At 72.3% G+C, this 13,647-nt stretch carries 10 protein-coding genes; all 10 read right to left on the bottom strand.

Going from position 1 to position 13,647, the window contains the following annotated elements; translation table 11 throughout:
* Nucleotides 1-25 precede the first annotated feature (25 nt).
* Nucleotides 26-466: a hypothetical protein gene (locus tag EV662_RS08610; RefSeq protein ID WP_132461757.1), complete on the bottom strand. Its 441-nt coding sequence runs from the start codon at nucleotides 464-466 to the stop codon at nucleotides 26-28.
* Nucleotides 466-2,547 carry a glycosyltransferase gene (locus EV662_RS08605; protein ID WP_132461756.1) on the bottom strand — a complete coding sequence of 694 codons (2,082 nt, stop codon included), beginning with the start codon at nucleotides 2,545-2,547 and terminating at the stop codon, nucleotides 466-468. Before EV662_RS08605 ends, EV662_RS08610 begins: the two co-directional genes overlap by 1 nt.
* On the bottom strand, nucleotides 2,544-3,629 hold the full coding sequence (locus tag EV662_RS08600; protein WP_132461755.1) for a glycosyltransferase: 1,086 nt from the start codon (nucleotides 3,627-3,629) through the stop codon (nucleotides 2,544-2,546). Before EV662_RS08600 ends, EV662_RS08605 begins: the two co-directional genes overlap by 4 nt.
* Before the next feature lie 5 nt (nucleotides 3,630-3,634).
* Nucleotides 3,635-3,970 carry a hypothetical protein gene (locus EV662_RS08595; RefSeq protein WP_132461754.1) on the bottom strand — a complete coding sequence of 112 codons (336 nt, stop codon included), beginning with the start codon at nucleotides 3,968-3,970 and terminating at the stop codon, nucleotides 3,635-3,637.
* Between the two features lie 72 nt (nucleotides 3,971-4,042).
* Nucleotides 4,043-6,289, bottom strand: coding sequence for a hypothetical protein (locus EV662_RS08590; protein ID WP_132461753.1), 2,247 nt, complete (start codon nucleotides 6,287-6,289; stop codon nucleotides 4,043-4,045).
* A gap of 193 nt (nucleotides 6,290-6,482) precedes the next feature.
* Nucleotides 6,483-8,213 carry an IlvD/Edd family dehydratase gene (locus EV662_RS08585; RefSeq protein WP_132461752.1) on the bottom strand — a complete coding sequence of 577 codons (1,731 nt, stop codon included), beginning with the start codon at nucleotides 8,211-8,213 and terminating at the stop codon, nucleotides 6,483-6,485.
* A 9-nt stretch (nucleotides 8,214-8,222) separates the two neighbouring features.
* Nucleotides 8,223-9,665: an NAD-dependent succinate-semialdehyde dehydrogenase gene (locus tag EV662_RS08580; RefSeq protein ID WP_132461751.1), complete on the bottom strand. Its 1,443-nt coding sequence runs from the start codon at nucleotides 9,663-9,665 to the stop codon at nucleotides 8,223-8,225.
* Nucleotides 9,666-9,672: 7 nt separating this feature from the next.
* Complete coding sequence (locus tag EV662_RS08575) at nucleotides 9,673-11,571, bottom strand: thiamine pyrophosphate-binding protein (RefSeq protein ID WP_243695808.1); 1,899 nt, start codon at nucleotides 11,569-11,571, stop codon at nucleotides 9,673-9,675.
* Complete coding sequence (locus tag EV662_RS08570) at nucleotides 11,546-13,078, bottom strand: tripartite tricarboxylate transporter permease (protein WP_132461750.1); 1,533 nt, start codon at nucleotides 13,076-13,078, stop codon at nucleotides 11,546-11,548. The genes EV662_RS08575 and EV662_RS08570 overlap by 26 nt, the downstream gene beginning before the upstream one ends.
* A gap of 58 nt (nucleotides 13,079-13,136) precedes the next feature.
* Entirely contained in the window at nucleotides 13,137-13,646 is a 510-nt protein-coding gene (locus tag EV662_RS08565; RefSeq protein ID WP_132461749.1) for a tripartite tricarboxylate transporter TctB family protein, read from the bottom strand.
* Nucleotide 13,647: the final 1 nt, after the last annotated feature.

Here is a 13,647-nt window from a genome sequence, read left to right as displayed (position 1 = left end):
CGGCCCGTCCAGCGCCCGGCCGCCCCTAGCCCAGGATGTCGATATCGCGGCCGTCGACGATGATCGCGAGGTTCCAGAACTTCTTCAGCTCGGCCTCGGTGGCCAGGGCCGCCGCCTCGTCGTCGGGGGGCACGCGTTCGACGCGGAAGCCCAGCCGTTCGAACCCAGAGGCGTCGAGGCGCGACAGGATCACCGGGATCACCCGGCGTTCGACCGCCACGGCGGCCAGGCGCAGCGCGGCGCGGGCGGGGTCGGCGAGCGGCCGGGTGATGCGGATGCCGATGCGCGACAGCGTCTCGTCCTGTGCGTCGCGCGCCCAGAGCGCGGCCGAGGGCGGCACCTGGCCCGCGGGCGCCAGCATCTTGCCGCGGGGGCGCGGGGGGTGGCCATCGAGGATCAGGTCGTCGATGTCCTCGGGGCGGGCCGGGGTGATGCGGGCGAGAATGGCGCTCCAGGCCGGGTCCATCAGGCGTCCCCCCCGGTTTCGGCGATCAGCCGGGCGGCCTGCCCCGCGCCCGGGGCGGGCAGGTCGACCGCGGCCAGGGCGGTGCGGAACCGCTCGGCCGCGCCGCCGTCGAGGCAATCGGCCAGCACCCGGTCGAGCCGCATCAGGTCCGCCTCTTCGATCATCTCGGCGAGGCCGCGCTCGGCCAGGGCCTGGGCGCGGCGGGTCTGGTCGTCGAGATAGGGCGCGCTTTGCGGGATCAGCACCGCGGGGATGCGGTGATACAGGATCTCGTGCACGGAATTGTAGCCCGCGGCCGAGATCACCAGGTCGGCGGCGAGGCAGAGCGAGAGCGCCTCGAAGGTCTGCACGACGCGGGTGTTGGGCCAGGCGTACAGCCCCGACGGGACATTGGCGCCGGGCCAGACCACCACCAGGTGCAGCACATCGGGCCGGGGCGCCAGCATCCCGGCGATGGCCTGGAGCTGGGCGGTGCGGTCGGAGGCCACGCCGCCCCCCAGCATCGAGATCACCAGCCGGTCGAACGGGCGGGCGAAGCGGTCGGCGAGGCGTTCGCGGAGCCCGGCGCGGTCGGCATCGGCACGTTGACCCATGCGCAGCACCGGCCCGACCGGATGGATGCGCGGGCCGACCCCGTAGGCGTCGTTGAGTTCGGGGAAGGCCTCGGTCGGGACGATGACGCGGGCGAAGATGCGCTCGCGGTCCAGCGCGATGTCGCTGGAGCTGCCCTGCGGCCACAGCCCGCGGCGGATCCAGACCGCGGGCAGGTCGCGTTCCAGCACCGTGCGGAAGATCGAATCGAACACGTAGCCGCCGTCGAAGACCAGCCGGTCGCCGGGCGCGAGGGTCCGCCCCAGCCGCAGGTAGGTGAGCACGTCATTGGCGTAGGGCTCGGGGTGAGCCTCGCTTTTCTGCACCAGCGGCAGGCAGTCATAGCCGCGGCGCTGGATCATCGGCACGCAGGACGGAAAGGCGGCGAAGGCGGCGGTCTCGCCTTCGGGCAGGGCGTCGGCGATCACCGTGCAGCGCTGGGCGTGGCCCAGCCCCACGCCGTTCGTCGGCAGGAACAGCGTGCGGCGGGGGCGCGTCGGGGCGGCGGGGGCGAGCATGGGCGCGGCGGGCGGGGGCGCCAGCCCCGCCGCGGTTTCCAGCCGCGCGATGTCGGCCGCCGCGACCCAGGGCGAGGCGGCCATCTGCGCACCGATCTGGGCGAGGTTCACGAAGACCGCGTCGGTCAGGTAGGGTTCGAGCGCGGCCGGATCCTCGGGGCCGCGCAGCACCGGCGCCCCCTGGGACAGGAACGCCCGGTCCTCGGTGCAGTCGATCACCACGCCGCCCGCGGCCATCAGGCAGGTCGCCAGTGCCGCCATCCGTTCGCCCGGCACGCCCTGGCCATAGACCGCGAACACGTCCGTTCCGGCGGCCAGCGTCACCGGCGAAAGCTCGGTGAAGGTCACCACCGGCAGGTCGTGGTAGCGCGAGGCCTTGATCAGGTCCTTTTGCCCGGCATTGGCGATCAGCTGGAAGCCGAAGGTGGCCCGGCCCGCCATCTGCGCCAGCCGCGCCAGCGCCCCCGGCGCATCGAGCGCGGAGCCGCCCAGCGCCACGGTCAGCATCGGCACCCGGCCCAGCGGGCGGGGCCGCGGCGCGCGCGCGGCCACCAGCGGCGTGATCGCCCGCGCGATCAGCGGGCGCGGCTGGCTTTCGCCGAGGTCGATCACGCGCGGCTCGCGGCCCAGCGCATAGGCAATCTTGCCCCGCGCGCCCAGATAGGCCTGGTGATCGGCGAACCGCCCCGTGGCCAACACCGGCACCTCGGGGCCCAGCGCGCGGTCGCGCAGCGCGGCCAGCACGCGGTCCTCGATCTCGTCGGCGCCCAACAGGATCAGCGCCGTGACGGCCAGGTCCTCGGGGTCGACGAGGAAAGGCGCGGCCTCGTAGGTGCGGCCACGGTCCAGGTCGGCGGGCAGCCCCGCGGCGTCGATGGCCACGTGATGGCCGCGCGCGGCCAGCTGCGCGGCAAAGATCAGTTGCGCGTCATAGGCGCGCTGGCTGCGGCTGGCCGCCTCGACCAGGATCATGCCGCCCGGCCCCGCGCCACGCCGGCGATCAGCGCCGCAAGCCGGGTTGCGAATTCGCCCGTGGAAAAGCCCGCCAGCACCGCCTGCCCGCGCGCCGCCTGCGCGCGGTAGGCGGCCGGGTCCGCGACCAGCCGGGCGATGGCGGCGTCCACCTCGGCGGGGGTGCAGGCCAGAACGCCCGGCCCGAAGGCCGCGCCGGTGTCGGGATCGGTCAGCACGACCTTGCCCGCGGCCAGCGCCTCGGCGATCACGCGCCCGAAACTTTCGCGCCAGGTCGGCGCCGTGAAATACACAAGGAAATCGATCATTCCGAAATACGCCTCGACCTCGACCGACCGGAACGGCAGCATCGTCCAGTGCGGCCGCACCACCTGGGCGGCGATCAGCATGTCCGCCCCGAGGATCACGTTGGCCTCGGCATGGGGGGGAAAGCAACGGTCGAGATCGGCCAGGGCGGGGAATTTCTCGAAACCGGGGCGGGAATGGCGCCCGCGCCGGTCGCGGGGGGCGTCGGTGGGGGGCACGGGCGCCATGTCGCAGATGTTGAACCAGTCGCTGTCCAGCACGTCCCAGCGCAGCGCGGCGGGATTGGCGGCCAGCCAGGTTTCGACCGTGGCGCGGTTATGGGCCGAGACGGGCGCGATGGATTTCCTGAGCGCGAGCGACGCCCGGTCGATGCGGGCCAGGCAGGCGCCCACGTCGAACCCCTCGACCCCGCCGGGGCGCAGGAAATTCTCGTGCGCGACGACGACGAGGTGGCGGGCCAGGATGCGGCCGCCGAATTCGGGCTGGAACTTGAGGAAGGCGGGGTTGTGCAGGATCACCAGCTCGGCCGCGATCTCGGGCGCGTCCCAGACCAGCGGCAGGCCCAGCTCGTCCAGCACCTCGCGCAGGGCGGGGGCGACCTGGTGATCGGCGCCGAACATGGCAGACCGGCGGGCATGGACCGTCACCCGGCCCATCCCGGCCGCGACGCGCAATTCGGCCGCCACCGCCGCGGACGTTCCCCCGGCAAAGCGCGGGTCGATCACATAGGCCAGGCGCGGGCCCCGGGCCCCGGTGGCGTCGAACGCGGCGGCCATCGGGATCAGTAGATCCCGGGGAAGGCGGCGGCGCTCGCGGCCGAACTGCTGACCTGGGGTTGCCCGTCATAGCGCGGCGCGGGCACGTAATCGGCGCGCAGCCGGCCGCCGCTGATTTCGGTGGCGAAGCGGCGCAGTTCCACCGCCAGTTCGTCGTCGCCGGACAGCAAGTCCGGGTTGTCGAGCAGGAAGGACAGCAGCGCGCGGGTGTCGTTGCGGGTCAAGAGCTGGTCGATGGTCCGCAGCTGTTCCAGCGTGGGTTCGGCCGCGCGCGCGCCCCCCAGCCCGCCCATGATCAGCATCAGCCCCGTCACGATGGCCATCAGTCGTCTATCGGGCATGGTTTCCCCTCGATCCCCAATGGGTCGTCCGGCCCGCCCCCACGGGCCGGTTCCTGGTGTTGCGGCATCCGGTCATTCGGCCCTCGCCTGGCGAAGCTTCCGGATCAGCCGGGTCTTCAGGTCCGCCGCGGTGGGGGGCGTGCCGGGTCGGGCGGCCGACCTGGCCGCGCGCACCGTGCCCTGCCCGTCGCCGGCGACCCACAGTTCCACCCGGCCGGGCGCCGGCCGGCGCCGCGCATCGGTGAAATCGCGCGCGACCGCGCCCAGCGCGCGGGCCAGCGCGCGCGCGGCCGGGGCGTCGCGGTGGTGGTAGTAGCGGATGTTCGTGCGGCCGATGGCAAAGCGCACCCGTGCGGGCGCGGCCATCCGGTACCCGGCCCCCGACAGCGTGGTGGCGATCTGTTGCACGGTCTCGTCCGGGACGGTGTCGGGCACGTAAAGCGCGACGAAGGCCCCGGCGCCGGGCGGTGCAGGCGGGGGCGGCGCGGCGGCGGGCTGTGGGTCGGGCGCGATGCCGGCCCCGGGCGCGGGGGCCGCCGGTAGGGCCAGCGCCAGCCGCAGCCGCCCGGCCGCGTCTGGGGCGGCCAGGGCGGGCGCGGGATCGAGGCCGGGCACCACCGGCGCGGCGGTCCCGGCCCACGGTGCCGGAGCGGCCACGCGCGCCAGCGGTGCGGGCGCCGGGTCGGCGGCGGCCGGGCGCGGCGGGCGGGCGGCGGGGACGGACCGGGCCGGCAGGGCGGCGGCGGCCATCGCGACCAGCCGCGGCGCGGGATCGGCGGGCGGCGGGACAGGCACCGCCAGCGCGGCCGCGACGCGCGGCGCCGACAGCGCGGGGCCGACCGGCGCGGGGTCGCTGTCCAGCCGGGGCAGAACGGCGGGCCGGGCCGCGGGCACCGCCAGCCCCGGCCGCCCCCCGAGCGATGCGATGCGGACCGCCGGGGCGGCCGGAGCCGCCGCCGGCAGGGCAAAGGGCGCCAGTTCGGCCAAGACCGAGGGCAGCGACGGCGCAGGCGCCGCAGGCGCGGCCAGCGGCAGGCCCGGCTGGGGCCGCGGCGCGCGTAGCGCCGGCAGGCCGGGCAGCGCGACCGTCACCCGGGGCGCGGGCGCGGTCAGGTCGACCGGCGGCGCGTCCGGGGGCAGGATCGGCGCGGCGATGTCGATCACGCCCGGGGCCGGCGCCGGCGCGGGGCGCAGCGCCGGTTCGGCAGGCGCGGGAACGCCCGGCATGACCGGGCGTCCGGGCAGACGGTGTTCGGCCGATGGCAGCCGCCCCGCCACCGCGGCGGTCATGGCGGCCAGGGCGGACGCACTCGCCGGATCGCTGCCATCGGCCGGGATCGCGGGCGCGGGCGCCCCGCCCGCCTGCGCCGGAACCGCGCTGTCCCAGACCACCGGATCTGCGCTGACCGGGCGCGCGGCGGCGGCATCGGCCGTGCCGGGCGCGGGCTGTGCCGGCATCGCCGCCGGGACGGGCATGGACAGCGCGCCGAACTCGGTCGCGATGGCCGGCGCGGGAGCGCGCAGCGGCTCCAGCGCCTCGACGCCACTGTCGGCCAGGGATGGTGCGGGCAGCGGCGCGGGCCGCGCCGGCCGCGGGCGGTCACCGGCAGGCAGGGGCGCGGCGGCGGGCGTCTCGGGTACAAGCGCCAGCGGGACGGCGGCGGGATCGGCCGCGGTGCCGCGATCGAACAGGCGGGGAAGCTGGGTGGCCCCCACCCCGACCGTCAGACCCAGCGCAAAGGCACCGGCGACGAAGGCGCGCCATTGCCCGCGCGGGGGCGTGCGCAACGCCTCGCGCGCCCCGCCCCTGCCCCCGCCCCCCCGCGCGCGGGCCAGCGCGGTTTCCAACCGCGGCGGAGACGGTGCGCCGCCGGACGGTTCGGGCAGCGATGAGGGCAAGGGCGGGCTGCGGTGCGGCACCGACGAGGGCCGATTCGGCATCGGGCCGGCATCGGCAAGCGGCCCCGGCGCGGGCTGGGCCACGCGGCGCGTGGCAACGTGGATCGGCGGCAGGGGGGCCGCCCCCGGCGCCCCGCCCGCGCCGCGCGCGGCGCGCAGCGCGGCGACGACGCGCGCCGCGCCGGATCCGGGCGCGACGGGCGGATCGCGGCGGTCGGCCCGGGGGGCGCTGGCGGGATCGCGCGCGGATGGGACGCCCCTAGCGGCCTTTTCGGCAAGGGCTTTCTCGCGCTGGCGGCGCGCCTCTTCGAGGCGCTTTTCCCACGCCTCGGAGTTCAGAAGTTCCGCGATCCTGGCGTGGTCACCCCCGACCGCGTCGGAACCCGACAGCGATGGCCCCGCACCCGTCCTTTCGCCCATGCGCGCCCACCCCCCAACGTGGGACAATCCGGCAAACGGATAAATTCAATTCGTGCGGCTGATCCACCCCGTTGCCACGGCGTGGCAGCCCACACCCCCATGGCACATGTTAATCAAACGGGCCCAACGGAACAACGCCACAATTCCGCCACAGATCGTTGACGGCCCGCGCGGGGGCGCGGCGGGCGGGCGTTCAGCCCGCCGTGCCGGGCCCCTGTTGCGGCTTGAGAAAGGTGAAATCGCAGCCCTCGTCGGCCTGTAGCACGTGTTCGGCATAAAGCCGGTCATAGCCGCGGCGCTGGTCGGGGGGGACGATCTCGCTGGTCCATTCGGCGCGGCGACGGTCGAGTTCGGCCTCGTCGACGAGGAGTTCGATGCGCTTGTTCGCCACCGACAGGCGAATCCGGTCGCCGGTGCGGACAAGAGCCAGCGGCCCGCCGATGGCGGCCTCGGGGGCGACATGCAGGACGATAGTGCCGAAGGCGGTGCCCGACATGCGCGCGTCCGAGATGCGGATCATGTCCTTGAGGCCCTTGGAGGACAGCTTTTTCGGGATCGGCAGATAGCCCGCCTCGGGCATGCCGGAGGCACTTTTGGGGCCTGCGTTCTGCAGCACCATGATGTCGTCGGGTGCGATGTCGAGATCGGGGTCGTCGATGCGGGTGGCGAGGTCTTCGAGCGAAGAAAAGACCACCGCCCTGCCCTCGTGTTCGAACAGGCTTTTGTCGGCGGCCGAGCGTTTCAGGATCGCGCCGCGGGGCGCGAGGTTGCCGAAAAGCGCGACAAGGCCGCCCTGGGGTTCGAGGGGCTCCCCGGCGCTGGCGATCACGGTGCGGTCGACAAAGCCGGGGTCCTGCTCCAGCCGGTCGCCCAGCGTTTCGCCGGTGACGGTCAGCGTGTCGAGATGCAGAAGCGGTTTCAGTTCGCGCAAGACGGCGCCCACCCCGCCCGCGAAGAAGAAATCCTCCATGTAATGGTTGCCGACGGGTTTCAGGTTCACCAGCACGGGGGTTTCGTCGGAGAGTTCGTTGAGGCGGGCCAGAGGGATGTCGAGGCCCAGCCGCCCGGCGACGGCGGTCAGGTGGATGATCGCGTTGGTCGAGCCGCCCAGCGCCAAGAGGACGCGCAGCGCGTTCTCGACGGATTTCTCGGTGATGACCTGGCTGGGGCGGATCGGGGTGTCGATCATTCGGGCGGCGGCGAGGCCGGACGCCTCGGCCGCGCGCAGGCGGTCGGCGTGGACGGCGGGAATGGCCGCGGTGCCGGGCAGCGCGATGCCCAGCGTTTCGGCGATGCAGGCCATGGTGGAGGCCGTGCCCATCACCGCGCAGGTGCCCGCGGTGGTGGCCAGCCGCCCCTCGATCTCGTTGATCTCCTCGGTCGAGATCTCGCCCGCGCGGTACTTGCCCCAGAACCGCCGGCAATCGGTGCAGGCGCCCAGCCGCTCGCTGCCATGGCGCGAGGTCATCATCGGCCCGGCGACCAGTTGCACCGCCGGAAGGTCGGCGGAGGCGGCCCCCATCAGCTGCGCGGGCACGGTCTTGTCGCAGCCGCCCACCAACACGACCGCATCCATCGGCTGGGCGCGGATCATCTCCTCGGTGTCCATGGCCATGAGGTTGCGGAATTTCAGGCTGGTGGGGTTCAGGAACACCTCGCCCAGCGAGATGGTGGGAAAGTCGATGGGCAGCCCGCCGCCGAGCAGCACGCCGCGTTTGACCGCCTCGATCAGTTCGGGGAAATGGCGGTGGCAGTTGTTGAAGCCCGACGCGCTGTTGGCGATGCCGACGATGGGTTTCTTCAGCACCTCGCGGGAATAGCCCATGGAGGCTGCGAAGGAGTTGCGCAGGTAGACCGAGAAATCGCGGTCGCCGTAGTTGGTCAGCCCGCGGGCGAGGCCGCGCGCCTTGGTTTCGTCACTCATTATAACCCCTTACCGCGCGAGCTTCATCTTGACGTATTTCGGGTCGAGATAGTCGTGGATCCCCAGCGATCCGCCCTCGCGGCCCATCCCGCTTTCCTTGATGCCGCCGAAGGGCGCCTCGGCGGTGGCGAGCAGCATCTCGTTCACGCCGATCATGCCGCATTCGAGATCCTCGTAGGCCTTGGTGGCGGTGGTCAGATCGTTCGAGAAGACGTAGCCCGCCAGCCCGAAGGGCAGCGAATTGGCCCGCTCCATCACCTCGTCGTAGTCGCGGAAAGGGGTGATGGGGGCGATCGGGCCGAAGGGTTCCTCGTGCATCACGCGGGCGTCGTCGGGGACGTGGCCCAGCACGGTCGGCGCGTAGAAGAAGCCGCGGTTGATGCCCTCGGGGCGGCGGCCGCCGGCGAGGATCTCGGCGCCCTTGTCGACCGCGTCGGCCACGAGGTCCTGGATGGTGGACAGGCCGCGGGCATTCGCCATCGGCCCCATCTGCACGCCCTCGTCCAGCCCGCGGCCCAGTTTCAGCCCGTTGGCCACCTCGGCGAAGCGTTTGGAGAAGCGGTCATACTGGCTTTCGTGGACGTAGAACCGGGTGGGCGAGATGCAGACCTGGCCGCAATTGCGGAACTTGGTGGCGGCGCAGGTTTCGGCGACCTTCTCGGCGTCCACGTCGTCGAAGATCAGCACGGGGCCGTGGCCGCCCAGTTCCATCGAGACGCGTTTCACGCCGTCGGCGGCGAGCCGCAGGATCTCCTTGCCCACCGGGACCGAGCCGGTGACCGAGACCTTGCGCACGATGGGCGAGGCGATCAGCCGTTCGGCGATCATCCCCGAATTGCCGGTCAGGAAGTTGACCGCGCCCGGCGGCACGCCCGCGTCGTGGCAGGCACGGACCAGCGCGGCGCAAGAGGCCGGGGCCTCGCCCGCCGGTTTGATGATGATCGCGCAGCCCGCGCCCAGCGCGGCGGCGATCTTGCGCGCGGGCAGAAGGGCGGGGAAGTTCCAGGCGCTGAAGGCCGCGACCACGCCTACGGGTTGATAGATCACGGCCATGCGGGAGTCGGGGGTGCGGGCCTCGATGATCTGGCCGTAGATGCGCTTGGTTTCCTCGGCATACCATTCGAACTGGTCGGCGGCGGCGCCGGTTTCGCCCTTGGCCTCGGCCAGCGGCTTGCCGGTTTCCAGCGACATCAGCGTGGCGATTTCATCGGTGCGGGCGCGGATCAGGTCGGCCACGCGGCGCAGCACCGCGCCCCGGTCCCATGTGCCGGTCTGGCGCCACCGGGCGAACCCGTCGCTGGCCGCCTGAAGGGCCGCGTCGATATCGGCCTCGGTCGCCACCGCGATGGTGCCGAGCCGTTCCTCGGTCGCGGGGTCGTGGACGCCCTTTTTCGCGCCGTCGCTGGCCGCGCGCCAGTCGCCGCCGATGAACAGGTCCAGGTCGTGATACATGTGTCCCTCAGATCTTCTGTTGCAGGTAGCGCGACTGGACGTCGTCGACCCAGTTGCCGACATTCCAGCTGCCATAGGCGCCCATTTCCGAGACCGGATCGCGCCCGTTGTAGACGGGGATGTGCACCAGCGAGAGGCCGTCATGGGCGTGGGCCGCTTTCAGCGCGGCCTCCAGCTCGCTGAGGCTGTGGCCGCCATGGACGGCCTTGACCCCCGCGACCGATCCGGCCATCTGCACATAGTCCACCGCCACGCTGTCATTGGTGGCGAATTCCACGCCGTATTGGGCGTATTGCAGGCCGGTGATCGCGGCCATCCGGCGGTTGTCGAAGAGCGCGATCATGCCCTTCACCCCGTGCTCCACCGCGTCGATCAGCACCTGCGGGTTCATCATGAAGGACCCGTCGCCGGTAAACGCGATGGCGTATTTCGGGTCGCGCGCGCCCGCCGCCCCCATCAGCGCCGAGACCGCGAAGCCCATGTAGGAGGCGCCGGTTTCGGTGAAGGTTTCGCCGGGCGCGTCATCCTCGACGATCTGGAAGCCGTTGGCCTGCACGTCGCCCGCGTCGAAGAACTTGATGGCATTGTGGGCCTTGGCGAAGCGGGCGACCGCGCCGATGGCGGCCGGCTGGGTCAGGCAGGGCCGGTCGAAGGCGGCGTCGTGCATCGGCGGGGCCGACAGGCGGCTGGCCTTGAAGGCGGCCCATTCGGCTTTCTTCGCCGCGCAGGCGGCCAGCCAGTCGGGGCGGTCGGCGCGCTCGGTCGCGGCGATCAGGCGTTCGGCCACCGCGCCCACATCGCCCGGCAGGCAGTTCGTGTTGGCATAGTGGGACACGTCGTCCAGATCGCCGTTGATGTTGATGACGGCGCGCGCGTTGGGATAGCCCACGCCCGAGCAATCGGCCTGGCACACCCCGCGCGAGCCCGCGAAGATCACCAGGTCGGCCTGTTCCATCGCGAAATTGCCGCTGATCGAACCCTTGGAGCCGCCGACATGCATGTTCTGTGGATGCGCGTCGGGCAACACGCCGGTGGAGCCGGGCGACAGCACCACCGCTGCGCCCAGGTGTTCGGCCAGACGGCGGATCGCGGCGGGGGCGCCACGGGTGCCGCCGCCGGCCTTGATGACCGGGCGTTGGGCCTTGGCAAGCAGCGCGCCCGCCCGTTCGAACACCCCGCTGCCGCCCGCGGGGGCCATGCGGGGCATGTCCAGCCGGCCGGGCAGCGTGGCGAGGTTCAGTTCGGCCTGCTGCGGCTGGGTGTTGATCGGCAGAAGGATGAAGAACGGCCCGGCCTTGAAGGGGTGGTGCGTGCAGGCGGTGCCGCGGCGCAGGCATTCGCGCAGCGCCTCGGGCGTGTGGAGCGTGTAGGACTGACCCATCAGCGCGGTGATCCGGCCGAACATGCCCTGTTCGGGCTTGGGCACCTGCTGCATGTTGTAGCCTTCGCCCCGCGTCGTCTCGTCGCCGTAGATGTGGTAGACGCCCACCCCGTTGGACGCCGCCGCGAGCGAGCCCGCCATCGCCTGCAGCGCGCCCGGCCCGATCGAGGTCACCACGGCGGGGGTTTCGCCATAGACCCAGGCGTGCGCCGTGGCGGCGTGCGCCATCTCGACCTCGTTGCGGCAGTGGATCACGCTCACCTGCCCCTCCTCGGCATAGACGCGCAGGACGTTGCCGAGATCGGTGGAGCCATGGCCGAAGATCGCGAAGAAGGTGCGCACGCCCTGGCGCAAGAGGCCAAGCACCAGCCCTTCGGAGAGCGTCAGCGTGGCCTGCGCGGGCAGGCGGCCGGCCTCCAGCGCCTGCGCCACGCCCCCGGTTTCGGCCAGCGCGCGGGCGCGTTCGCGCATCTGCGCCTCGAGCGGTGTGTCGGGGCGGTCATTCGGATGGGGTGACTGAAGCACGGGACTTCTCCTCCGTTCTGCGGGCGGAAAGCGTGGCGCGGGCGGCGCGCAGCACCTGGGCGCCGACGACAAGCGCGGCGAGGCCCAGGAAGACGGCCCCCGGGATGCTGGCGACGAAAACGGACGGGTCGCCCTCGGACAGGATCATCGCGGTGCGGAATTCACGCTCGATCGACGGGCCGAGGACGAGGCCGAGGATGATCGGGGTCAGCGGGATGCCGACGCGCGTCAGCCCGTAGGCCATCGCCCCCAGCACCCCGACCGAGACCACGTCGAAGACCGAGTTGCGGATCGCGAAGGCGCCATAGGCGCACATGATGATGATGCCGACCGCCAGCAGGTGGGCAGGCACGCGCAAGACCTGCACGAAGAAGCGGATGCCCAGAAGCTGGATCGCGACGACGGCGATATAGGCCACGATGATCGCGAGGTAGATCTGGTAGATCTCGCCGGGGTTCTGAAGAAACAGCATCGGCCCCGGGATCAGCCCGTGGATCAAGAGCCCCGACAGAAGGATCGCGGTGGCCGGGTCGCCCGGGATGCCCAGCGACAGAAGCGGGATCATCGCGCCCCCCGTCACCGCGTTGTTCGCGGTCTCGGGGGCCACGACGCCGGCCATCTCGCCCTTGCCGAAGCGTTCGGGGCGTTTCGACGATTTCCGGGCATGGGCATAGGCGAGGAAGGCCGCGATGGGCCCGCCGGTGCCGGGGATCGCGCCGATGCCGGTGCCCAGAAGCGCGCAGCGCAGCATCAACCAGAAATCGCGCAGGATGTCGCGGATGGTGGGCAGTTCGGCGCGGACATCGGCCACCGCCTCGACCTTGCGCTCGCCGGTATAGTATTTCACGAAGGCGTCGATCACGTGCGGCACCGCGAACAGCGCGATCATCGCCACCAGCAGGCTGACGCCCTGTTGCAGGACGATGGTGCCGAAGGTCAGGCGCTGGACGCCCTCCATCTCGTCGATGCCGATGGTCATGACGAGCAGGCCGAGGATGCCCGAGATCAGCCCCTTGACCAAGGATTTCTGCGCCAGCCCGCAGATGGTGGACAGCCCGAAAAGCAGAAGCCCGAAGGTTTCCGCCGGGCCGAACCGCAGCGCCAGTTTCGCCACCATGTCGACCGAGACGACCATGACGATCAGGCTGACGATGCCGCCGAAGGCCGAGGCCACCACCGCGGTGCCGAGTGCGAGCGACGCCTTGCCCCGGCGGGTCAGTTGATAGCCGTCCAGAACGGTGGCCGCCGCCGATGGCGTGCCCGGAATGCCCACCAGGATCGCCGAGACCGACCCGCCGGTCATCCCCCCGATATAGGTGCCCAAGAGCAGGCCGATGGCCGGCGCGGTGTCCAGCGAGAACGACATCGGCACCACCAGCGCCATGGCGACGGTGAAGGTCAGCCCCGGGATCGCGCCGAAGACCACGCCCAGCAGCGTGCCCGCCACCACCGCCAGAAGGGCGGCGGGCGCAAGCGCGACCTGGGCTGCGGCAAGCAATAGGTCCATTGGGTCCATCCCGTCCGTCGAAGGGCCGGCCCCGGGGATCGGGGCCGGGTTTGCGCCCCTAGAAAAGTGAAATCCAGGTGCCGCGCGGCATGTAGGCGCCCAAGACCTGGCCGAAGGCGAGCCAGGCGCCCAACGCGATGCCCAGCGCCATGCCGCCCACCACCAGCGGACGCCGTTCGCCCAGCACGAAGACCAGCGTGCCCGCCACCGTCAGCACCGTCGCGGGCACGAAGCCGATCTTCTGCATGAGGACGCCGTAGCCCGCGATGATGCCGCAGACCGCCGCCACCAGACCCAGCCGAAGCAGGATCGGCACCGCCGCCCGGGGCAGGTCTTCGGCGTCGGGGGCCTCGGGCGCGTAGCTGCCGCGCAGGCCCTTGGCCAGCAACAGCGCCGACAGCACCGCCAGCGCCACGCCCAGCCAGAACGGAAAGGCACGCGGGCCCACGCCATAGCCTTCGGGCACGGTCAGCCAGACCGCCCCCGTCCAGCCCAGCGCAAAGACCAGCAGGAGCCCGCCCGCGATGACGTCGAGGCGGCGTTCGGTGTCCTCGGGGCGGGCGGGCATG

This window comes from Rhodovulum marinum, from assembly GCF_004343075.1.
GTDB classification, from domain to species: domain Bacteria; phylum Pseudomonadota; class Alphaproteobacteria; order Rhodobacterales; family Rhodobacteraceae; genus Rhodovulum; species Rhodovulum marinum.
Note: the sequence above shows the minus strand (reverse complement) of the source record. Positions and strands in the feature narration are given on the sequence as shown.